Source organism: Micromonospora peucetia (assembly GCF_900091625.1).
Classification (GTDB): domain Bacteria; phylum Actinomycetota; class Actinomycetes; order Mycobacteriales; family Micromonosporaceae; genus Micromonospora; species Micromonospora peucetia.
This window is the reverse complement of the sequence record NZ_FMIC01000002.1, coordinates 5,641,372-5,662,253: the sequence shown is the minus strand read 5'-3', so window position 1 is coordinate 5,662,253 and position 20,882 is coordinate 5,641,372. Positions and strand designations below refer to the sequence as shown.

20 protein-coding genes are annotated in these 20,882 nt (G+C 73.0%); 8 read left to right on the top strand and 12 right to left on the bottom strand.

The window, feature by feature from the left end:
- Nucleotides 1-128 precede the first annotated feature (128 nt).
- The 5 genes from GA0070608_RS25680 to GA0070608_RS25660 form a co-directional block, all read right to left on the bottom strand.
- Nucleotides 129-1,607: a glycoside hydrolase family 130 protein gene (locus GA0070608_RS25680; protein ID WP_091631027.1), complete on the bottom strand. Its 1,479-nt coding sequence runs from the start codon at nucleotides 1,605-1,607 to the stop codon at nucleotides 129-131.
- On the bottom strand, nucleotides 1,604-2,659 hold the full coding sequence (locus tag GA0070608_RS25675) for a glycosyltransferase (RefSeq protein WP_425413243.1): 1,056 nt from the start codon (nucleotides 2,657-2,659) through the stop codon (nucleotides 1,604-1,606). Before GA0070608_RS25675 ends, GA0070608_RS25680 begins: the two co-directional genes overlap by 4 nt.
- A complete protein-coding gene (locus tag GA0070608_RS25670) occupies nucleotides 2,656-3,795 on the bottom strand; it encodes a glycosyltransferase (RefSeq protein WP_091636165.1) in 1,140 nt (379 codons plus the stop codon). Before GA0070608_RS25670 ends, GA0070608_RS25675 begins: the two co-directional genes overlap by 4 nt.
- Nucleotides 3,796-3,989: 194 nt before the next feature.
- Nucleotides 3,990-5,003, bottom strand: coding sequence for a glycosyltransferase family 4 protein (locus GA0070608_RS25665; RefSeq protein ID WP_091631026.1), 1,014 nt, complete (start codon nucleotides 5,001-5,003; stop codon nucleotides 3,990-3,992).
- A complete protein-coding gene (locus GA0070608_RS25660) occupies nucleotides 5,000-5,758 on the bottom strand; it encodes a DUF5994 family protein (protein WP_091631025.1) in 759 nt (252 codons plus the stop codon). The genes GA0070608_RS25665 and GA0070608_RS25660 overlap by 4 nt, the downstream gene beginning before the upstream one ends.
- Nucleotides 5,759-6,350: 592 nt before the next feature.
- Here GA0070608_RS25660 and GA0070608_RS25655 point away from each other — a divergent pair.
- The 3 genes from GA0070608_RS25655 to GA0070608_RS25645 are packed head-to-tail and all read left to right on the top strand — an operon-like array spanning nucleotide 6,351 to nucleotide 7,599.
- Complete coding sequence (locus tag GA0070608_RS25655) at nucleotides 6,351-6,899, top strand: TetR/AcrR family transcriptional regulator (RefSeq protein ID WP_141719546.1); 549 nt, start codon at nucleotides 6,351-6,353, stop codon at nucleotides 6,897-6,899.
- Nucleotides 6,896-7,273 (top strand): DMT family transporter, encoded by a 378-nt coding sequence (locus GA0070608_RS25650; protein ID WP_091631023.1) that lies wholly within the window; start codon nucleotides 6,896-6,898, stop codon nucleotides 7,271-7,273. Before GA0070608_RS25655 ends, GA0070608_RS25650 begins: the two co-directional genes overlap by 4 nt.
- Entirely contained in the window at nucleotides 7,270-7,599 is a 330-nt protein-coding gene (locus GA0070608_RS25645; RefSeq protein WP_091631022.1) for a DMT family transporter, read from the top strand. The genes GA0070608_RS25650 and GA0070608_RS25645 overlap by 4 nt, the downstream gene beginning before the upstream one ends.
- Before the next feature lie 33 nt (nucleotides 7,600-7,632).
- On the opposite strand, the gene GA0070608_RS25640 is transcribed toward GA0070608_RS25645, so the two are convergent.
- A complete protein-coding gene (locus tag GA0070608_RS25640) occupies nucleotides 7,633-8,328 on the bottom strand; it encodes a pentapeptide repeat-containing protein (RefSeq protein ID WP_091631021.1) in 696 nt (231 codons plus the stop codon).
- Between the two features lie 122 nt (nucleotides 8,329-8,450).
- Here GA0070608_RS25640 and GA0070608_RS25635 point away from each other — a divergent pair, with 122 nt between their 5' ends.
- Entirely contained in the window at nucleotides 8,451-9,548 is a 1,098-nt protein-coding gene (locus tag GA0070608_RS25635; protein WP_091631020.1) for a calcium:cation antiporter, read from the top strand.
- 59 nt (nucleotides 9,549-9,607) lie between these two features.
- Here the strand turns inward: GA0070608_RS25635 and GA0070608_RS25630 are convergent, their stop codons facing one another.
- The gene (locus GA0070608_RS25630; protein ID WP_141719545.1) at nucleotides 9,608-10,156 is read right to left on the bottom strand and encodes a hypothetical protein; all 549 of its coding nucleotides are present in this window, start codon (nucleotides 10,154-10,156) and stop codon (nucleotides 9,608-9,610) included.
- Nucleotides 10,157-10,340: 184 nt separating this feature from the next.
- Between GA0070608_RS25630 and GA0070608_RS25625 the strand changes: the two genes are divergently transcribed.
- The gene (locus tag GA0070608_RS25625) at nucleotides 10,341-10,979 is read left to right on the top strand and encodes an HAD family hydrolase (protein ID WP_091631018.1); all 639 of its coding nucleotides are present in this window, start codon (nucleotides 10,341-10,343) and stop codon (nucleotides 10,977-10,979) included.
- A gap of 50 nt (nucleotides 10,980-11,029) precedes the next feature.
- On the opposite strand, the gene GA0070608_RS25620 is transcribed toward GA0070608_RS25625, so the two are convergent.
- The 5 genes from GA0070608_RS25620 to GA0070608_RS25600 all read right to left on the bottom strand — a co-directional run bounded on the left by GA0070608_RS25620 (nucleotide 11,030) and on the right by GA0070608_RS25600 (nucleotide 17,832).
- Nucleotides 11,030-13,579 carry an ABC transporter permease gene (locus GA0070608_RS25620; RefSeq protein WP_091631017.1) on the bottom strand — a complete coding sequence of 850 codons (2,550 nt, stop codon included), beginning with the start codon at nucleotides 13,577-13,579 and terminating at the stop codon, nucleotides 11,030-11,032.
- Complete coding sequence (locus GA0070608_RS25615; RefSeq protein ID WP_091631016.1) at nucleotides 13,579-14,346, bottom strand: ABC transporter ATP-binding protein; 768 nt, start codon at nucleotides 14,344-14,346, stop codon at nucleotides 13,579-13,581. The genes GA0070608_RS25620 and GA0070608_RS25615 overlap by 1 nt, the downstream gene beginning before the upstream one ends.
- 341 nt (nucleotides 14,347-14,687) lie before the next feature.
- Nucleotides 14,688-15,374, bottom strand: a complete 687-nt coding sequence (locus GA0070608_RS25610; RefSeq protein WP_091631015.1) for a response regulator — start codon at nucleotides 15,372-15,374, stop codon at nucleotides 14,688-14,690.
- 25 nt (nucleotides 15,375-15,399) lie between these two features.
- A complete protein-coding gene (locus GA0070608_RS25605) occupies nucleotides 15,400-16,593 on the bottom strand; it encodes a sensor histidine kinase (protein ID WP_091631014.1) in 1,194 nt (397 codons plus the stop codon).
- 327 nt (nucleotides 16,594-16,920) lie between these two features.
- The gene (locus GA0070608_RS25600; RefSeq protein WP_091631013.1) at nucleotides 16,921-17,832 is read right to left on the bottom strand and encodes a RecB family exonuclease; all 912 of its coding nucleotides are present in this window, start codon (nucleotides 17,830-17,832) and stop codon (nucleotides 16,921-16,923) included.
- Between the two features lie 177 nt (nucleotides 17,833-18,009).
- Here GA0070608_RS25600 and GA0070608_RS25595 point away from each other — a divergent pair, with 177 nt between their 5' ends.
- The 3 genes from GA0070608_RS25595 (at nucleotide 18,010) to GA0070608_RS25585 (ending at nucleotide 20,795) form a co-directional block, all read left to right on the top strand.
- Nucleotides 18,010-19,068 carry a site-2 protease family protein gene (locus GA0070608_RS25595; RefSeq protein WP_411970848.1) on the top strand — a complete coding sequence of 353 codons (1,059 nt, stop codon included), beginning with the start codon at nucleotides 18,010-18,012 and terminating at the stop codon, nucleotides 19,066-19,068.
- Nucleotides 19,065-20,141: a tRNA (adenine-N1)-methyltransferase gene (locus GA0070608_RS25590; protein WP_411970735.1), complete on the top strand. Its 1,077-nt coding sequence runs from the start codon at nucleotides 19,065-19,067 to the stop codon at nucleotides 20,139-20,141. The genes GA0070608_RS25595 and GA0070608_RS25590 overlap by 4 nt, the downstream gene beginning before the upstream one ends.
- 81 nt (nucleotides 20,142-20,222) lie before the next feature.
- A complete protein-coding gene (locus GA0070608_RS25585; RefSeq protein ID WP_091631011.1) occupies nucleotides 20,223-20,795 on the top strand; it encodes a hypothetical protein in 573 nt (190 codons plus the stop codon).
- Nucleotides 20,796-20,882: the final 87 nt, after the last annotated feature.

Here is a 20,882-nt window from a genome sequence, read left to right as displayed (position 1 = left end):
CATCTCACGTCTGCTCATCAGCCCAAGGAGCGGCGGAGCCCTTGCCCCGGATCGTCGCCGCGCAACCGCCGGATTCGGCCACCGGAGCACTCCGTTCCAGGAACGCGTCAGGGTGGTCTCGTGGCGGATCAGCCGGACCGGTGCCTGACCATCGCCTCGACGAGCGCGTCGAGAGGCACGGTGGCGAAGCCGACCCGGGCGTCGCTGGCGCCGTACGGCAGCCAGAGCAGGTCGCCGTGGAGCAGGCCGCCGCAGGAGTAGACGACGTTGGGCACGTACCCATCGCGTTCAGTGTCGTCGGGGACCAGCAGCGCCCCCGGCAGCTCGGCGATCACCCGCTCCGGTTGGTGCAGGTCGAGCAGCAGGGCCCCGATGGCGTAGCGGCGCATCGGGCCGACGCCGTGGGTGAGCACCAACCAGCCCGCTGCGGTCTCGATGGGCGATCCGCAGTTGCCGACCTGGATCAACTCCCAACTGCGGCGCGGCCCGTGCAGCGGCACCGGGGCCCGCCAGGTGTTGTCGTCGGCCAGTACGGTCAGGCCGATGGTCTCGCCGTCGGAGCGGCAGAGCGCCAGGTGCCGGCCATCGACGCTCCGGGGAAAGAGCGCCATACCCTTGTTCCGGGCGCCCGGCCCGCGCATCGGATCGATCCGGAAGTGACCCAGATCGTCGCTGGCCAACCTGCGAGGGGCGATCCGCCGACCGTCGTAGGCGGTGTACGTCGCCTGGTACGTCGGGGCGCCGGCGTCATCGACGAACCTGACGAACCGGGCGTCCTCCATGCCGTTGCTCTCCGCCGCGGTGGCCGGCCAGAGCACCCGCTCATGCAGGAGGGTGTCGGCCGGGAAGGCGACGGCATAGCTGGCCGCGGAGAGCCGGCGCAACTGTTCCAGGGTGTCCGGCGTGGTGTTGCGGTAGAACAGGTCGGGCGGCAGGGCGGCCAGTACCCGTTCGAAGCCGGCCTCGTCGTAGTGTTCCGGCAGGGCGGCCAGCACGCTGGCGCAGACCTCGTTGTCCCAGCCCTCCTCGCGTAGCCCGGCGGCGAGCAGGTCCCGTCGCTGTCGGACGTGGCCGCGTCGGCCGCTCACCAGTGGTCCCGACCGCCCCTGCACGGCGAGGCGGTTCCCGGGTCCCAGCACGGCGCTGGCGAACCCGATGGAGGAGAGGTGGCCCTCACCGATCTGGCGCAGGCTGACCGCGACCCGCAGTTGCCCGGGCCGCAGCACGGACTGGTCGGGGTGGGCCACCATGGACGGGTTGCACAGCGCGGCGGCCTCGACGGCGTACTCGTGGCTGAAGTAGGCGCCCACCAACAGCCGGGCGGTGGGGGAGAGCTGCCGGGCGCCGGCGACCCGGTGCCGGACGAGTTCGTAGTGGTGCTGGAAGGTGTCTTCCAGGTCGCGGTGCCGGTCGCCGAAGTCGTGCAGGGTCCGTCGGAGCAGGATCTGCGTCTCGTCGGCGGCGAGGCCCGCGATCCGGTCGACGAGGTCGTGCGCGCGGGTGCGCGCCACCGCGGCGTCCTCTCCCGGGACGAAGAGCTTGACGATGACCCGTCGGGGATCGGGGGCGAGGGTGAGGCTCTGGCGGGTGGCCAGGATTTCGGTCACGACGACCGCCGGGCGTGCTGCAGGGTGGAGATCAACGCCAGGGTCGATTCGGCACCCTGGTTGAGGTTGGGGCCGTGTGGGGTGAGCCCGTCGTAGCCGCCGCCGGTCGCCGGGTCCCACATGGCCATGCCGAGGTCGTTGTCTCCCAGGAACCAGCCGACGGCCTGCCCGAGCCCGACCTCCCAGGCCGGGTCGCCGGTGATCGCGGCGGCGGTCGCGCACGCGTCGGCGAGGGCGGCGACCTCGATGGGCTGCTGGTCGTGGCGCAGGCGAGGGCCGTCGCGCCCCCAGCCGCCGGCGGGTACGACCGAGAGCCGCCCGTCGCGCACCTGCACCTCGCGCAGCCAGGTCAGCATCCGCAGCCCGTCGGCGAGCAGTGCGGCGTTCCCGCGCAGGTGGCCGGCGGCGATGACGACCTCCGCGAGGGCGGCGTTGGCGTAGCTGAGCCGCTGCTGCGGCCACGGCCAGCGCGGATCGGGGCCGCCGGTGCCGACTGCGCTGGCGGCGTCGTCGAGCAGCGCCCCCGCCACGGCGTGCCCGGGATGGCGGCGCAGCACCTCGGCGGCGCCCAGCCCGGCGAAGGCCATGGCGTGCGGCGCGGCCGACCGCCGGGCCGCACCGCGGCTGAAGGCCACGAGCGCCTCGGTGCGGATCCAGTCGGCGGGGTTGCGGGCGGCGGCCGTCCCCAGCCCCCACAGCGCCCGCCCCCACCAGTCACCGAGACCGGCCTGGTCGGTCCAGCGCCGGTCGTGGCCGAGGCGGTTGTGGAAGGCGCCGCGACCGTCCTGGGCGTGGGTCAGGAAGGCCAGGTAGCGCTCGGCCAGCCCGAGCACCTGCGCCGACGGCTCCGGCTCCCGGCTGGCGACCAACAGACCCCGGGCGACGTCGTCGGTGCAGTAGCCGTGTTCCCGCCGGACGATGGCGTGCCGGGCGTGCTCGAAGAGGCCGGTGTCGTCACTGAGCCGGGCCAGGTGGGCGAAGCTCGGCGTGGGTGCCCGCAGGGCGGAGGCGCGGTGTCCGCCGTCGCCGGCCCGGTCGCGCGACGTGATCACGCCGCTGCCGGGGTGACGGTGGGTGAGCGACCGGCGATGAGCCGTCCGGCGAGGGCCTCGTACCGCGCCGCCACCGCCGGCCAGCGCAGGTCCGCGGCGATCGGCCGCGATCGGCCGGCGAGGTTGGCGGACAGGCCGGGCTCGGTGAGGATCCGCCGGATCGCGGCCGCCAGCGCCGCCGGATCCCGATGGGGTACGACCAGCCCGGGGCCCCCGGTGAGCAGCTCGACGGCGTGCGGGAAGGGCGTGGCGACGACGGGGACACCGGCGGCCACCGCCTCGATCAGGACGCCGGAGGTCACCTGTTCGGTCGAGTCGTAGGGCAGCACGACCACGTCGGCGGAGCGGACCAGCGCGCCGAGAGTGGCCTGGTCGTGGTACGCGGCCTGGTAGTCCACGGTGTGCGCGACGCCGAGCTCGGCGCCGAGGCGGTGCAGACCGGCCCGGTACGCCTCGCCCTGATGCTCGATCACCTTCGGATGGGTCCGGCCGGCGACGGTGTACGTGGGGGTCGGGTCGAGGTCCTGCAAGCGGGCCAGTGCCCGCAAGGCCCACTCGATCCCCTTGCCGGGCCCGAGCAGTCCCCAGGTGAGCAGGTGCGGACGGGTTCGCCTCGGGATGGCTGCGCCGACGGGGTCGGCGGCGCCGTGCGGGATCACCGACACCTTCGCCGGGTCCACCGCGTAGCCGATGAGCAGCCGGTCGTGGGCGGTGCCGGTCATCGTGACGACCGCGCCGGCGGCGGCCACGATCTGCTCCAGCAGCGTCTTCTGCCGGGCCGAGGGCTGACGGAGCACGGTGTGCAGGACCACGATGCTCGGTACGGTGAGCCGGCGCAGCAACGGCAGGACGTCCTCGCCGTCGGTCCCGGGATAGATGCCGTACTCGTGCTGCACCACGACCACGCCGAAGGCGTTGAGCGCCGCGGCGGCGCCCCGCCAACCGGACGCGTTCCGCGTCGACCAGGTGTGCACGACGGCGGGTTCCGGACGTTGGTCGTCGCCGGGTGCGGTGACCCGGACGACGCCGCCGGGCGGTCCGCCGGCGGTCAGGTGGGCGGCGAGGGCGGAGTTGAAGGTGGCCAGCCCGCACCGGGTCGGCGGGTGGGTGCTCAGGAAGCCGTAACTGATGGACATCGGGTGCCGTGCCTTCCGGTTGTCGGCCGCCACCGGGGACGGGGCGGCCTCACGAGGTAACGGCGCACGTCGGCCGACGTGTACGGCCGACGGAACGGGTTCACGGGCGGCCGCCGCGTCAGCGGGGTGGGGCCGGGGCGAACCTGGATCGAGCGGAGCCGGATTCACAGCGAATCGTCGGCGCCTGGACAGAATCAGCGTTCTGGTTGACCGGTGAGGTCGTCGTAGACGGCCAGGTAGTCGGTGACCATCCGGTCGGCGCTGAAGCGTTGCCGGGCCCGTGCCCGACAGCCGGCGCGGTCGATCGACGTCACCCGACCGACGGCCTCGACCGCCTGCTCGGCGGTCTGCACCAGCAGCCCCGTCACCCCCTCGTCGACCACCTCGGGCATCGACCCGCGGGCGTACGCCACGACCGGCGTCCCGCAGGCCATCGACTCCACCACGGACAGGCCGAACGGTTCGTCGAAGGCGATGGGGTGCAGCAGGGCGGCGGCGGCGCCCAGGATCTCCCCACGGCGCTGTGGGCCCACGGCGCCGAGGAAGGTGACCCGCTCGCCGTCGATGTGCGGGGCCACCTGCTCGCTGAAGTACCGTTCGTCCTGCACGATGCCGCAGATGGTCAGCGGTCGGTTGGCCTGGCGGGCGATCTCGATGGCGGTGTGGGTGCCCTTGTCGGGATGGATCCGGCCGAAGGCCACCAGCCCGGGACCGGGTTCCGGGGTGAACGGCAACCCGTCGAGGTCGACCCCGTGGTAGACCGTGGCGAGGTAGTCGAGCCCGGGGGTCCGGTCGGCGTCGGAGATGGAGACGTAGGACGAGCGGCCCTTCTCGTACGCCGGCAGGATCCCCGCCCCGGAGAAGCCGTGCACGGTGGTCAGCAGCGGGGCGTCGCAGTGCTCGGCGAAGGCCAGCGGCAACCAGTCCAGGTGGCTGTGCACGAGGTCGAACTCGGCGGACCGGGCCAGCGCGTGGGAGACGTGCATCGCCTCCCAGACCCGCCCGTCCATGCGTTGATCCTCGGCGTAGCCGCGTGGGCACACCCCGTCGAGAGTGGCGGAGGTGATCGAGTCCAGCGTGGCGAAGAGCGTCACGTCTACGCCCCGCGCGACGAGCCCTTCGGCCAGGAGACCGGTCACCTGTTCCCACGGGCCGTAGTGGCGCGGCGGCGTCCGCCAGGCCACCGGACCCAGCAGGGCCACTCTCACCGTGCCGTCGACCCGCCGAGTTCGGCGAGGTCGAGACGCAGGGTCGCGAGTAGCCCGACGTGCCGAGAGGGGTCGACCTGCGTCGGCAGCTCCCGCTCGACCCAGTCGGCCCTGGCGTGCTGGCCGCGTTGACGCAGCGCGGAGACGATCGTGTGTCGGGCGATGGTCATGGTCTGCTCCTTGGTGGTGATGCTGGGAACGTCGCCGGGGCGCTGTCGCCTTGGCGGAGGTGCTGCCGGCGCGGGTGCGGCGCGGAGAAGGCCGCCCTCGCCCTCCCAGCTGTGCCTGCTCGCACTGTCGACCCTCGCCTCGGAGATCGTTCCGGCGGCGGCGAGAAGCTGCGGGGAATGGACCAGGTTGCCGGCGGAGGCGGCGAGCGCCATCGCCGTCTCCGCCAGGCCGGCCGCGGTCTCCGGCGGTACGACCAGCAGGTCGATCCGGTCGTCGTTGAGACAGATCGCGGTCAGCAGGGTGGCGGGCTGGCTGGCGAAGTAGCCCAGCCGCAGCACCCTGCCGGCGATGGCCAGGTGGCGCGGATTGTCGTCCCAGGTGTCGGCGTTGAGGACCAGCCGGACGATCGGCCCGTGCAGCAGGTCGATGGCGAGGACGAGGCCGGGCAGTTCCGCGAGTGGATCTGTCGAGCGGGGCCACCAGCCGCCGTCGAGCAGCGTACGCGTGGACCGGGTCGGTTCGATCCGCAGGCGCGGCGTCGATGGCGACGACGGGGGAGCGAGGGCGTTGGTCGATGGCGTCATGTCGAATCCTTATCGCCGTGACCGCGGCGTAGCGGTGGGGTCGTGCGCGAGGTCGCGTCCTGCGCCGGGCGGGGTGCCCGGTTCGGCGACCCTCCGGCCGGGCCGGCGGTTGCCCTGCTCAGGGGTGGTGCCGCGGCTGGGCGCGGGCGGTGCCGCTCACCAGGGTGTCGATCGCGAGCGACCGCGCCGTGGCGGTGCCGATCCGGGATCGCGCCGATGCGGGTCGACGGAACCCTGGGCCGCTGGGAGGTGAGAAGTGCGTACCGGACGGTCGGTCGTGCCACCACGGATCGAGTGGCGTCGGGTACGAAGATCGCATACCCACGGGCGGAGCCGGCGTGGCGGGCACCTCAGGAGTGGGATGTCGTCGGTGCCGGGATGACCCCAGCCTACGCCCTGTCCGGGCCGGTCTGCTCGGCGCTGCCGTGACGGGGGTTGAGTCCACCCGGATTTCGTGCCGGGTCCCGTCAGCATCATCTCCGCGACGCGACCCCGATTCACCGTCGGGACACCCGACCGAGGTCAGCGCCGAGATCGTGATCGCGCTCACGATTGAGTGATTACTTTACCGTCCGGAAGGTAAAGTAATCCAGTGCGACCGAGCCAGAGAACCGCCGTCCTCGACGCGGCCATGACCCTGATCTCCGCCGAGGAGGGCGCGAACATCACCCTCGACGCCGTCGCCAGGCAGGCGGGGATCACCAAGCCGGGACTGATGTACCACTTCCCGACCCGGGACGCCCTCCTGCTGGCGATCGTCGACCACGCCGCGGCCCGGGTCGAGGACGCGATGTTCGCCGCGCTCGGCGTGCCGTTCGAGCAGGCGAGCCCCGCCGCCCGGATCCGGGCGTACGCCCGCGTCGCGTACCGGGGTGACGCCAGCCGCGCGGAGTACGCGGTCGCCGCGGAAGCCGCCTACCGGCCGGCACTGTCGGGGCCGTGGATCCGCCGGCTCGCCAGGTGGTTCGACCTGCCGCCGGACCTGCCGCCGGCCATCCGCGCCCGGCTCACCCTGGCCCGGCTGGCCGCCGATGGCCTCTGGAGCGCTTTCGCCACCGGCCTGTTCCCACCCGACCCGCAAGACCACGACGCGCTCATCGCGCTCATCGAAGACCTGACCGCGGAAGGCGGCGACTCGTGAGGCAATGGCTGTACCTCGGCGGGGCCATCGGCCTGGAGGTGACCGGAACCCTGGCGCTGCGCGCGGCCAACGACCACTCCGCGTGGATCGCGTTGGTCGTCGTCGGCTACACCCTCTCCTTCGTCTTCCTTTCGGCGGTCCTGCGCGAGGGCATGCCGATCGGCGTCGCCTACGGCATCTGGGCCGCCAGCGGGGTCACCCTCACCGCGTTGCTGGCCGCGCTGCTGTTCGGCGACGCGCTCACCTGGGTGATGGGACTCGGCTTCGCCGTCATCGTCGCGGGTGTCCTGCTCGTCGAACTCGGCTCCCACCAGGCCGAACCGCGACGCAGCACACCGCAGGGCGCTCACAACGAGGCCGAGGAGGCACGATGAGCTGGGTCTTCCTCGCCGCCGCGATAGCCTTCGAAATCACCGCCACCATGGCACTGCGTGCCTCCGAGGGCCTCCGAAACAAGGCCTGGGCGCCCGTCGTCGTCGGCGGCTACGTGACCTGCTTCGTCTTCCTCAGCCTGGCCCTGCGCAACGGCATGGCGGTGGGCGTCGCCTACGGCATCTGGGCCGCGGCCGGCATCGCCCTGACGGCGATCATCGCGCGGCTCGTCTTCCGTGATCCCCTGACCAAGGTCATGATGCTCGGCATCGGCCTCATCGCCGCCGGCGTCCTCCTGGTCGAACTCGGGGCCCAGACGGCGCACTGAACCAGGGCCATGCTCCGACGAGCGACGCCGGGCTCACTCGCCGTCGGCGTCCTCGATGCGGATCCCCAACGCTCCCGCCAGGGTGTAGGACAGGGCGGCGAGGTCCTGGTGGGCGACGATCGCCCCGGCCATGCTCGTCACACCGCCGATCCCGGCCAGGACGCAGTTGGCGAACCGGGTGCCCGCCAGCGTCGCGTGGGAGAACTGCGCCCCGGTCAGGTCGCAGTTGGTGAAGCGCGCCCCGCCGAGGTCCGCGTTCTGGAAGTCCGCCCGGGTCAGATTGCACCCCTCGAAGGCGACGCTGGAGAAGTTCGTGAATCGCCACGACGACAGGTCCAGCCGGCAGTCCGAGACGGTGACGTCCCGTAACCCGCCGTTGATCCACTGCACGCCTGTCATCCGCACCGTCGACAGTCGCACCCGCAGCATCGACGACTTCTCCGCCCGCAGGTTCGCCAGGTTCGTGCTCTCGAACAGGCAGTCGGTGAACTTCGCGCCCTCCAGCTGGGCGCCGCTGAGGTCCGTGCCCTTGAACCGGCACTGAGCGAACTCGGCCCCGTCCGCCGATCGCCCGGACAAATCAAGATCGACAAAACCCAGCCGCCGGAACGTGGCCTCGTCCTCGACGGCGGCGCTCTCGACCGTCGCCAGCTCGAGCGACGCGGGCGGCTTCGGCTTCACCGGCGGTCGCCACTGACCAGGACCACGACGCGACGATCGGACAACCATCCCCGCACGCTAGCCGACAGGACCCGTACGACTGTGGGCCGGAGCGACGTCTGCGGGGAGGGTGCCGGCCCGGTCTCGCCGGTCGGCGGTCGGATGATCGTTCGCTCTGAGAAGGTTGGGGCATGGCCGCGCCGTTCCGTTCGCGTATGACCGACTGGACCGTCTTCGTCCCGCTGCTGGCGATCCTGGTGTTGGTCCTGACCTGGGGGCGCGACCTGTCCGGCCCCATCGTGGTCGTGGTGGCGGTGTTGCTGGCCGGTGCGGTGCTGGCCGCCGTGCACCACGCCGAGGTGGTGGCTCACCGGGTGGGGGAGCCGTACGGCTCGCTCGTGCTCGCGGTGGCCGTCACCGTCATCGAGGTCGCCCTGATCGTCACGCTCATGATCAGCGGCGGCGAGAAGACGCAGTCCCTCGCGCGCGACACCGTCTTCGCCGCCGTCATGATCACTTGTAACGGCATCCTCGGGCTGTCGCTGCTGCTCGGCGCGCTGCGCCGCCGGGTGGCGGTGTTCAACTCCGAGGGGACCGGCGGGGCGTTGGCCACCGTGACCACCCTCGCCACGTTGAGCCTCGTGGTGCCGACCTTCACCAGCCGGCCGGGCCCGCAGTTCACCCCGGCGCAACTCACCTTCGCCGCCGTGGTCTCGCTCGCCCTCTACGGCCTGTTCGTCATGGTGCAGACCGGCCGCCACCGCGACTACTTCCTGTCCGTCAACAGTCAGGGGCGGGTGCTCGACGCGGAGGGGCACGCCGAGCCGCCGTCGAACCGGGCCGCCGTGCTCAGCCTCGGCCTGCTGCTGGTGGCGCTGGTCGCCGTCGTCGGCGACGCCAAGTCGGTGTCCCCGGCGATCGAGTCCGCCGTCGCCGGGGCGAACCTGCCCCCGTCGTTCGTCGGTGTGATCATCGCGCTGCTGGTGCTGCTGCCCGAGACGATCGCCGCTGCCCGGGCCGCCCGCCGCGACCGGGTGCAGATCAGCCTGAACCTGGCCCTCGGTTCGGCCATGGCCAGCATCGGGCTGACCATCCCGGCGATAGCGATCGCCTCGATCTGGTTGGAGGGGCCGCTGCTGCTCGGCCTCGGCGGCACCCAGATGACCCTGCTCGCCCTCACCGTCGTCACCAGTGTGCTGACCGTGGTGCCGGGGCGGGCCACCGTGCTCCAGGGCGGCGTGCACCTGGTGCTGTTCGCCGCGTTCGTCTTCCTCGCGGCCAGCCCCTGACCGCCCGCCGGCCCGCTCCCTGGACCGCCTGCGGACTCGGCTGAGCCGCCGGGGCAGCACTAGTTCCACCACTGCCGCACCCACACCGACGCGCCGCCGCCGTTGTCGCCGAGGTTGGGGTCGTTGAAGGAGAAGACCAGCCGTGGCGGCATGCCGGCGTTGTAGTAGAGCATGCAGCCGCTGTCGGCGCCGACCGGGAACCACCGGCCCGAGCCGTAGAACAGCCCGGTCTTCAGCACCAGCATTGACCCCGAGGTCACCTTCGCGATCAGCGCGTACCGGGGGGCGTCCGGCGCGGGCCAGCCGCTGCCGGCCAGCGGCAGTTCGCCGGCGATCGACTTCTGGGTGCCCCAGTGGTCGATGCGGACCCGGCCCAGGGCGGACACCCGGAACACGTCCCGGTCGACCATGCCCACAGGTGTCGGCCAGGTGGTGTGCACGTTGCCCGGCGCGAACCAGTCCCGGTCGTCGGAGTGTTGGGGAGTCTCCAGGTCGTAGCACCGTTCCAGCGGCAGGCTCGCCGCGGCGGCCGGCCCCGCCGGCCAGATCGCGACGGCGGCGGCGAGCAGGACCACGGTGCACCGGGAGACCAAAGATCGGACGCGCATGGCGACCTCCGAACGAGGGCCGCCGTGCGGCGGCCGGTTGTCCCCGAGTCTCGGGCCCGCGCGCAACCCGTCGGCCAGGTCACCTCGCCGCACCTGGGCGCGCGCCGGCGGTCTGCCGGCTGAGAGGATCCCCGGGTACCCATATCCGAGGGAGGACCCGCTGAGCAGCCACCACCCCGCCGCCGTGCTCTTCGACATGGACGGCACCCTGGTCGACAGTGAGAAGCTCTGGGACGTCGCGCTGCACGAACTGGCGGCGGAGTACGGCGGTACCCTCTCCGACCCCGCCCGCAGGGCGATGATCGGCACCGCCATGGCCGCGTCGATGCGCATCCTGCACGACGACCTGGGCCAGCCGGGGCGCGACCCCGAGGCGAGTGCGGCGTGGATCAACGCCCGCATCCTGGAACTGTTCCGCAGCGGGCTGCGCTGGCGCCCCGGCGCGCTGACCCTGCTGCGGGCCGTCCGGGCGGCGGGCATCCCGACCGCGCTGGTGACCTCCAGCGGTCGTCCCCTGGTGGAGGTGGCCCTGGACACCCTCGGGCGGGACAGCTTCGACGCAATCGTCTGCGGCGACGAGGTCGACGCCGCCAAGCCGCACCCGGAGCCGTACCTGACAGCCGCCCGGCTGCTCGGCGTGCCGATCGCCCGCTGCGTGGCGATCGAGGACTCGCCGACAGGGGTGGCCAGTGCGCTCGCCGCCGGGGCGGCGGTGCTGGCCGTACCGGCGGAGGTGCCGATCGGGCCGCTGGACGGCGTACACCAGTTGGAGAGCCTGACCGGCGCGGACCTGGAACTGCTGGCCGCCCTGCTCGGCGCCTGACGTGACGAGGGGCCCCGCCGACCGGCGGGGCCCCTCGTCGTTGGTCGGGATCAGTCGTGGGCGATGGCGCCGAGCACGTTGATCCGGGCGGCCCGGACCGCCGGGAGCGCCGCGGCGACCACCCCGACGATCGCGGCGAGGCCGAGGAAGATCCCCATCTGGGTCCAGGGCAGCACCAGGTCGGTGATCCCCTCGTCCCGGAGTGCCTCGACCACGGCCGCACCGAGGCCGGCGCCGACGACGACGCCGAGCAGCGCGCCGAAGACCGAGATCACCACCGCCTCCACGGTGATCATCCGCATGGTCTGCGCCCGGCGCAGGCCGATGGCCCGCAGCAGCCCCAGCTCCCGGGTGCGTTCCAGCACCGACAGCGCCAGGGTGTTGATGATGCCGAGCACGGCGATCACGATGGCCAGCGCCAGCAGGATCTGGATCATCGTCAACAGCCCGTCCAGCTGACCGGTCTGCTGCTCGATGAACGCCTCCCGGTCGGCCACCGACACCTCGGGGGAGTCGGCCAGCAGTGCCTCGATCTGCGGCTGCACGTCGGCCACCCGGGTGCCCGGGGCCAACTGGATGAAGCCCTGGATCGGCTGCGGGATGGCGAAGCCGCGGGCCGCCTCCGGCGGCAGCACCACCGGGTTGGTCAGCTGCGAACTGGCGTAGATGCCGGTCACCGTGTAGGTCTGTGCCTCGCCCCGGGACGTCTGCACCGGCACCTTGGACCCTACGGAGAGGCCGCGCGCCTTCGCGGTGTCCGAACTGACCAGCATCTCGTCCGACGCCAGCCGGTCGATGTTCCCGGCGGTGGGCTCGGCCCCGAAGATCTGCCGCAGCGCGGCGACGTCACTGCTCACCGCCACCCAGGTGCGCTCTCCGCCGACCAACGCCAGGTCACCGTACTCGCCGTCGGCCAGGGCCACCCCGGGGATCGCGGCGGCCTTCTCCAGCACCGCCGGGTCGAAGCTCGGCGGCCGGGGGCCGCTCTGCGCCCCGGCGATCACCAGCTCCGCCTTCAGACTGTCCTCGGCGAGCCCGCCGATGCTGCTCTTCGCCGAGTCCAGGATCACCGTCACCCCGGTGACCAGGGCGATGCCGACCATCAGCGCGGCGGCGGTGATGGCGGTACGGCGCGGGTTGCGCCCGGAGTTGAGCCGGCCCAGCTTGCCCGGCACCGACCAGGCGAAGAGCGCACCGAGCAGGCTCACCACCGGCCGGCTGATCAGCGGCGTGAGCAGGGCCACCCCGATGAAGGCGAACAGCACCCCGCCCAGGATGGTGGCCAGGGTGTTGCCCCCGGCGTTGCCGGTGAGCCCCAGGGCCAGCAGCGTGCCGCCGACGGCGGTGACGATCGCCCCGGCCACGGTGACCTTGGTCAGCGGGCGGTCGGGGGTGGCCACGTCCTGCATCGCCGCGATCGGCGGGATCCGGGACGCCCGCAGCGCCGGTAGCAGCGCCGCCACCACGGTGATCACCAGGCCGACGGCGAACGAGCCGATCACGGCGGACAGCGGCACGCCGACCCCCGCCAGGGTCAGCCCGCCGGCGAACGTGCTGAACAGGTACGCCAGCAGCGCGCCGATGCCGATGCCGGCACCGAGGCCGAGCACCGAGGCGACCAGCCCCACCGCGACGGCCTCCAGCACCACCGACCCGATGATCTGCCGGCCGCTGGCCCCGACGGCACGCATCAGCGCCAGTTCCCGGGTGCGCTGCGCCACGATGATCGAGAAGGTGTTGAGGATCAGGAAGGTGCCCACCAGCAGCGCCACCGCCGCGAAGCCGAGCAGGATCCGGTTGAAGAAGGACAGCGCCTCCTTCATGCCGGCCGCCGCGTCCTCGGAGAGCTGCGTACCGGTCTTGACCTCGAAGTCGGCGCCCAGCGCGGCGGCCACGGCGTCGCGCAGCGCCTCGTCCGACACCCCGTTCGTGGCGCTGACCGAGATGTTGCTGTAGGTGTCCGGCGCGCCGAGCATCAGCCGCTGCGCGACCGGCGTGGTGAACATGATCTCGTTTGCGCCACCGATGGAGTCCCGGCCGCCGCTGTAGCCGAACAGGCCGACGATGGTGAACTCCTGCTTGGGCTGGAGGGTCAGCACGCCGACCCGGTCGCCGACCTTCACCTTGCCGGCCGTCGCGAGCGCCCTGTTGATGACGATCTCGTTGTCGGCCTGCGGCGCCCGCCCTTCGCGCAACTGCACCAGGTCGCTCTCGCCGGTCCAGTTCTCGCCCAGCTGGGGCGGACCGAACGAGGCGACCGCCTTGCCGTTGCTGCCGATCAGCCGGGCCCCGTCGACGCCGACGACGCCGGTGGCCTCGGCCACTCCGGGCACCGCCCGGACCTTGTCCAGGGTGGCCGCCGGTACCGGCGAGGCGGCCTGCATGCCCTCGGTCTCGCCGATGTCGATCTTCGGTTTGGCGGCGACGTTGACGTCCACGCCCTCGTACGCGTCGGCGAAGATCGAGTCGAACGAACGGCCGAGGGTGTCGGTGAGCACGAACGCGCCGGAGACGAACATGACGCCCAGCACCACCGCCAGGCCGGAGAGAATCAGCCGGACCTTGCGGGCCAGCAGGCTCTTGAGGGTCGCCCTGAACATCAGCGCGCCACCTCGGCGGGGGTGTCCAGCTTCTTCATGGTGTCCAGCACCGTGTCGGCGGTCGGCTCGATCAACTCGGAGACGATCTCCCCGTCGGCGAGGAAGACCACCCGGTCGGCGTACGCGGCGGCGGTCGGGTCGTGGGTGACCATGACGATGGTCTGCCCGTGCTCGCGTACCGAGTTGCGCAGGAAGTTCAGCACCTCCGCGCCGGCGCGGGAGTCCAGGTTGCCGGTCGGCTCGTCGGCGAAGATCACCTCAGGGCGGGAGACCAGCGCGCGGGCGCACGCCACCCGCTGCTGCTGACCGCCGGAGAGCTGCGCCGGCCGGTGGTCCAGCCGATCCCGCAGCCCGACCGTGGCGATCACCGTGTCGTACCAGGCCTGGTCCGGCTTGCGCCCGGCGATCGACAGCGGCAGCAGGATGTTCTCCTTCGCCGTCAGCGTCGGCAGCAGGTTGAACTGCTGGAAGATGAAGCCCACCTTGTCGCGCCGCAGCTTCGTCAGGCCCGCGTCGCCCAGGCCGGTGACCTTGGTGTCGCCGATCGACACCGTGCCGCGGGTCACCGAGTCCAACCCCGCGAGGCAGTGCATCAACGTCGACTTGCCCGAGCCCGACGGCCCCATGATCGCCGTGAACCGGCCCCGCTCGAACTCCGCACTGACCCCCCGCAACGCGACGACCTGCGCCTCGCCGCTGCCGTACACCTTCCACACGTCGTTCGCCCGGGCCGCGGCCTGCACCTGCGGGCCTACCGTCGCGGTCACGTCATCTACCTCTTCCGTCTGTCTTCGATCCGCGCCGCCCCCGCTGGTCCGGCGCGGCAGTCCCATCATCTGTGCTCGCCGGCCCCGATCCGTCCGACTCCGGTCGGAGCCACGGCGGATTTCGCGCTGCGGGTGCCCCCCACCTCCGACTCAGGGTTGCCCCTGAGACGGCGGCCGGTCGAGAGCATTTCCGCCGGCCGGGACCGATCCTGCACAGTGACGCCGCGTCAGGGTCAACCTCGCGGCGTCGTTTCCGGTCACGGTAGGTGACAGCGACAACCGCGCCGTCGAGCCGTGGCGCATCCCTGGGTACGCCGCCCGGGCCCGCCGGCGACGAGGCGCTACGCCCGCGGGCGAACCAGACCCGACTCGTACGCCAGCACCACGGCCTGTACCCGGTCGCGCAGCCCCAGCTTCGTCAGCACGTGCCCGACGTGGGTCTTGATGGTGGTCTCGCTGACCGACAACGCCCGGGCGATCTCGGCGTTGGACAGCCCCCGGGCCACCTGCACGAGCACCTCCCGCTCCCGCTCGGTCAACGAGCTCAGCGTCCGGGGCGGCGTGGCCGCCGGGTCGGGCAGCGCGTCGGCGAACCGGTCCAGCAGGCGGCGGAGGATCCGCGGCGCCATCACCGCGTCCCCGGCGGCCACCGTGCGGATCGCGGCCACCAGGTCGTCGGCCGGCACGTCCTTGGCCAGGAAGCCGCTCGCCCCGGCCCGTAGCGCCCCCACCACATACTCGTCCAGGTCGAAGGTGGTCAGGATCAGCACCCGCACCGGCAGCCGGGCGTCGACGATCGCCCGGGTCGCGGCGACCCCGTCCATCCGGGGCATCCGGATGTCCATCAGCACCACGTCGGGCAGCAGCCGGCGGGACAACTCCACCGCCTCCAGGCCGTCGGCGGCCTCGGCCACGATGTCCAGGTCGTCCTCCGTGCCCAGCACCATCCGGAAGCCGGTACGCAGCAGCGGCTGGTCGTCGGCGAGCAGGATGCGTATCGGCCGTGCCGGCACCGTCGCGTCGGTCACCTGGTTCCCCCGTCCCGTTCCCTGGTCACGCCGCCGCGTCCCGGGGATCCACCGGGATCCTCGCGGACACCCGGAAGCCCCCGCCCGGGCGGGCTCCGGTGCGCAGGACACCACCGTAGAGGGCGACGCGCTCCCGCATCCCGACCAGGCCGTGCCCGATCCGGTCGCCGCCCGGCCCGGGACCGCGCCCGGTGTCGGTGATCTCCACGTCGACCGTGCCTCCGTCGAAGCTCAGCAGCACCTCGACGGTGGCCGCGCCAGCGTGCTTGAGCGTGTTGGTCAGCGCCTCCTGAGTGATCCGGTAGAGGGTCAACGCCACCCCCTCATCCAGCGCCCCAGGGGTGCCCTGGACCCGCAGGGTCACCGGCAGGCCGGCCTCCCGCACCTGGTCCACAAGCGTCTCGATACCGGCGAGTCCCGGCTGCGGGGCCAGGTCGGCGGCCGGCTCGGCGTCGGTACGCAGCACGTCGAGCAGCCGGCGCATCTCCCGCAGGGTGGCCCGGCTGGTCTCCTCGATGGTGGCGATCGCCCCGTCGGCCGCGCCCGGGTCCCGGGGCAGTACGCGCCGGGCGCCGGTGGCGAGCACCCCCATCACGCTGACGTGGTGCGCGACCACGTCGTGCAGCTCCCGGGCGATACGGCGGCGCTCGTCGGCGACCGCCCGCTCGGCCAGCGAACGCTGGTTCTCCTCGGCCGCCCGGGCCCGCTCCCGCAACGCCTCCGTGGAGGCCCGGCGGGCGTACATGGCCCGCCCCACCGAGTACGACACCACCCCGATCAGCAGGTTGTTCAGCACCAGGTAGGCGGAATTGACCTCCGCGAGCAGTTCGTCGGGCGGCGCCAGGGCGCTGGTGACCCCGACCGGGATCCACAGCGCCAGCGCCGCCACGGCTGCCGTCCCCGGTGGCCCGGCGGCGGCCACCGTGTAGGTGAGCACCATGAAGGTCAGGCCCTGCGCGGCCGGCGCGGGGCCGACCAGCAGGGGCACCGCCAGCGTCGCCACCGCCATCCCGACCGCCGCCCACGGCGCCACCCGCCGCCACGCCACCGGCACGGCGCAGACCACGCTCCAGCCCAGCGCGGCCAGCAGGCGCCCCGGCCAGTACTCGCGGGGAGTCAGCGCGGTGAGCACCACCTCCACGACGACGAGCCCGCCAGCGAGGAGCGCGTCCGCGGCGAGCGGGTGCCGGCGCAGCCACGCCCGGGGGCCCGAAGTCATACCGCGACGCTATCCGCCGCCGCGCCCGATTGATCGTCGCCAGCGGTGAGCCTCGCCTCCTCCCTCAGGAGGAGAACCGCTCATCCTCGGCTGGGCGCGACCGGCCGCGCGGGCGTACCCCGCATACCGATGGGCCGTCGGTGAACGGTCGCGGTCGAGGTCGGCTCGCGAACCGCCGCGCCCCGTCTGAGGGCCGTCCCGCCCGACGAGGTTGCTGGGCCATCGCCTCTTCGGCGGGGCTGGGGCGTCGGCGAGCCGTCGGGGTTCGCCCTCGTCGAGGGACAGAGACCTCCGGTCACCGGTCGGGGAAGCGTCGGCGTCGCGTGGTCACTCGTCGGTGCCGGGGGGCGTCGGGCGGGATCGGGCGTCGCGCAGCGGATCCGGCGCCGCCTGCGTCGGAAACGGTGGCGGCGTGCCCCCGAAGGTCGGGCAGAGCGCCTGGTGGCTGCACCAGTCGCAGAGCCGGCTCGGCCGGGGGCGGAAGTCCTGCTGGGCGGTCGCCTGCTCGATCGCCCGCCACAACGCCACCACCGTGCGCTCGAAGCGCAGCAGTTCGTCGGCGTCCGGGGCGTAGTCGCAGACCTCCGCGTCCTTCAGGTAGAGCAGCCGCAGCACCCGGGGCACCACGCCCCGGGTGCGCCAGAGCACCAACGCGTAGAACTTGAGCTGGAACAACGCCCGAGCCTCGAACGCCTCCCGCGGCGCGCCGCCGGTCTTGTAGTCGACCACCCGCAGGGCGCCGTCGGGCGCCACGTCGAGCCGGTCGACGTAGCCCCGGATCAGCAGCTCCTCGTCGACCACCGCCGAGATCAGGCTCTCCCGCTCAGCCGGCTCCAACCGGCGCGGGTCCTCCACCGCGAAGTAGCCCTCCAGTAGCCCGGCGGCGGAGCGGAGGAACTCAGCCGCCGCCGGGGAGTCGCCGTCGGCGAACAGCGCCGCCAGCTCCGGCTGCTCGGTGACCAGTCGATCCCACTGCGGGCCCACCATGTCGCCTGCTGCCGTCGGGGTGCGCCCGGTGGCCGGCAGGTCGAACAACCGCTCCAGCACCGCGTGCACCAGCGTGCCCCGGGCCTGCTCGACGCTCGGGCGTTCGGGCAGCCGGTCGATGCTGCGGAACCGGTAGAGCAGCGGGCAGGTCTTGAAATCCGCCGCCCGCGACGGCGACAGCGAGGCCCGCACCGTCGCCGGGACCTCAGCCGGGGTCGAGGACTGCTGCGTGGTCACCGGTTGTGCCGTCATGCCCGGAAGGTTAGGGCACCGGTGTGACACCACCGCCGTCGCCGCACCGGCGCATGATCCCCGCCGCGTAGCATCGAGCCGATGGAGCAGACGAGGCGACCGCGCCGCCGGCCCGACGCGCGGACCGGCCTGACCATCGGCCGGGTGTTCGGGGTGCCGCTGCACCTCAACGGCTCGATGGTGCTGCTCACCCTGCTGGTGACCGTGCTGTACGCCGAGTTCGCCCGCCGCCAGCTCGACCTGTCCCAGCTCGCCGGCTACCTGATCGGTTTCGGCTTCGTGGTCTCCCTGCTCGGCTCGGTCCTCCTGCACGAGCTGGGCCACGCCCTCACCGCCCGCCGCTACGGCATCGGTGTGCGTGGGATCACCCTGGAACTGCTCGGCGGCTACACCGAGATGGACCGGGACGCCCCCACGCCCCGCATCGACCTGCTGGTGTCACTGGCCGGCCCGGCCGTCTCCGCCGTGCTCGGCGTGCTCGCGGTCGCCGCCACCCTCGCCCTGCCCGACCGCACGCTGGCCAACCAGCTCGCGTTCCAGCTGGCGGTGAGCAACGTCATCGTCGCGCTGTTCAACATGTTGCCCGGGCTGCCGCTCGACGGCGGCCGGGCGCTACGGGCGGCGGTCTGGGCGGTCACCCGCGACCGGCACCGCGGCACCGAGGTCGCCGGCTGGGTGGGACGCGCCGTCGCCGTCGGCACCGCCGCGCTGGTCGCCCTGCTCACCCTCACCCGGGACCTGGCGCCACTGGCGCTGCCGTTGATGTTGCTCGTCGCGTTCACCCTGTGGCGCGGTGCCGGGCAGTCGATCCGGCTGGCCCGGATCAGCCGCCGCTTCCCGCTGATCGACCTGTCCCGGCTGGCCCGGCCGGTGCTCGCCGTGCCCACCGGCACGCCGCTGGCCGAGGCGCACCGTCGGCGCGCCGACGGGAGCACCCCGGGCGCCGCGCTCGTGGTCACCGACACCGCCGGTCGGCCGGTCGCCCTGGTCGACCCGGCGGCGGCGGAGGCCGTGCCCGTGGAACGCCGTCCGTGGCTGGCCGTCGACGCGGTCGCCCGTTCGCTGTCCGGCCTGCCCGCGATGCCGGTCGGGCTCGACGGGGAACGCGTGATGGAGACCGTGCAGAGCCACCCGGGCGCGCAGTACGTGGTGACCTCAGGCGAAGATGTCGTCGGCATTCTGCACATCGCGGATCTGGCTCAGCTCCTCGAACCTCAACGGAAGATGAACACGTGACCGCAACTCCCCCCGCCGCCCAGGCCGACCCGGGCACCCCGGTGCCCGCCGACACCCCGGCGCTGCCCCCCGTGCACCGCGGCCCGTTCCGGCCCGGCGACCGGGTGCAGCTGACCGACCCCAAGGGGCGGATGCACACGGTCACCCTGGAGCCGGGCAAGGCGTTCCACACCCACCGCGGCATCCTGGAGCACGAGGCGCTGATCGGCCTGCCCGACGGCAGCGTGGTCACCACCTCCGGCGGCGGCACCGCGTTCCTGGCCCTGCGTCCGTTGCTGTCGGACTACGTGCTCTCGATGCCTCGCGGCGCCCAGGTGATCTACCCGAAGGACTCCGCCCAGATCGTCGCCATGGGCGACATCTTCCCCGGCGCCAAGGTCCTGGAGGCCGGGGCCGGCTCCGGCGCGCTGTCCTGCTCCCTGCTGCGCGCCGTCGGCACCGAGGGCGAGCTGCACTCGTTCGAGATGCGCGACGACTTCGCCCAGATCGCCCGGCGCAACGTCGAGGCGTTCTTCAACGGGCCGCACCCGGCGTGGCACCTGCACGTCGGCGACGTCGCCGGGTGCACCGAGACCGGCTTCGACCGGATCATCCTCGACATGCTCACCCCGTGGGAGACCCTCGACATGGTCGAGCGGGCTCTCGTGCCCGGCGGCGTGTTCATCGGCTACGTCGCCACCACCCCGCAGCTGTCCGAGCTGGTCGAGGCGCTGCGCGAGCGCGGCGGCTGGACCGAGCCGCGGGCCTGGGAGTCGCTGGTCCGCGACTGGCACGCCGAGGGCCTGGCCGTGCGACCGGACCACCGCATGATCGCGCACACCGCGTTCCTGGTCTCCGCGCGTAAGCTCGCCCCCGGCGTCACCGCACCGCCGCGACGCCGCAAGCCCAGCAAGGGCGCCGAGGCGTACGCCGAACGCCGCCAGGCGCTGCGCGAGGTCGAGGCCGCCAGGCAGGCGGCGGCAGCCAGGCAGGCAGCGGCAGCCGAGGCCCAGCAGGCGGCGGTCGTCGAGGCCCGGCCGGCGGTGACCGGGGCGCAGCAGGTCGCAGCGGCCGGGGACATGGAACGGCCGTGACGGCACGGCGGGGCGACGAGGAGTGAACGGACGGATCCCGCCTGCCGGCGCGCGCCGGCAGGCCGGGCACGGGGAGGTGGCATGAGCCGGCCGGGTTTCGGCGGGGGTGACCTGCCGGCGGTGTTCCCGGACTGGTCGCCCTACCAGGACCTCGAATCGGCGGCCCGGGCGTACCTGCGGGACCCCGACGTCGCGCTGGAGGCGCTCGGCGGGGTACTGCGCGGGGCATCGGTGCTCGGCTTCACCCTGGAACGCTTCGTCAACGAGGTGAACGGGGTGTGGCAGGAGGTCGTGGTCTGCGACGGCAGTCGGCTCGTCCTCTGGCACGGTGAGGACGTTCCACCGGAGGAGGGGCCACCGGGATCGATGACCTCGTCGCTGCGGGTGGTGCCGGTCTCCACGGTGACCGAGGTCGGCTGCCGGCGCCGGCTGACCCGCGACGACGACGGCGGGATCCGGGTCGACAGCATCGACGTCTACCTGCTGCTCACCTCGCTGGACGAGGCGCCGCCCAGTGACGAGGCGGTGGGCGCGCCCCGACACGACGCGCTGCGCTTCGGCAAGACCCTCGACGACGGCGGCGCCGGGCAGATCGCCCGCCTGGAGGAGTTCGCCCGCCTGGTCGCCTCGGTGGTCGGCCGCCCGATGCTCTGAGCCGTACGCCCGGGCCGGCCGTGTCCCGTCCCGGGCGCTCCGGTGGGTCCACAGGCCGGCCTGCCGTCAGGCCGGGCGTGCGGTCGG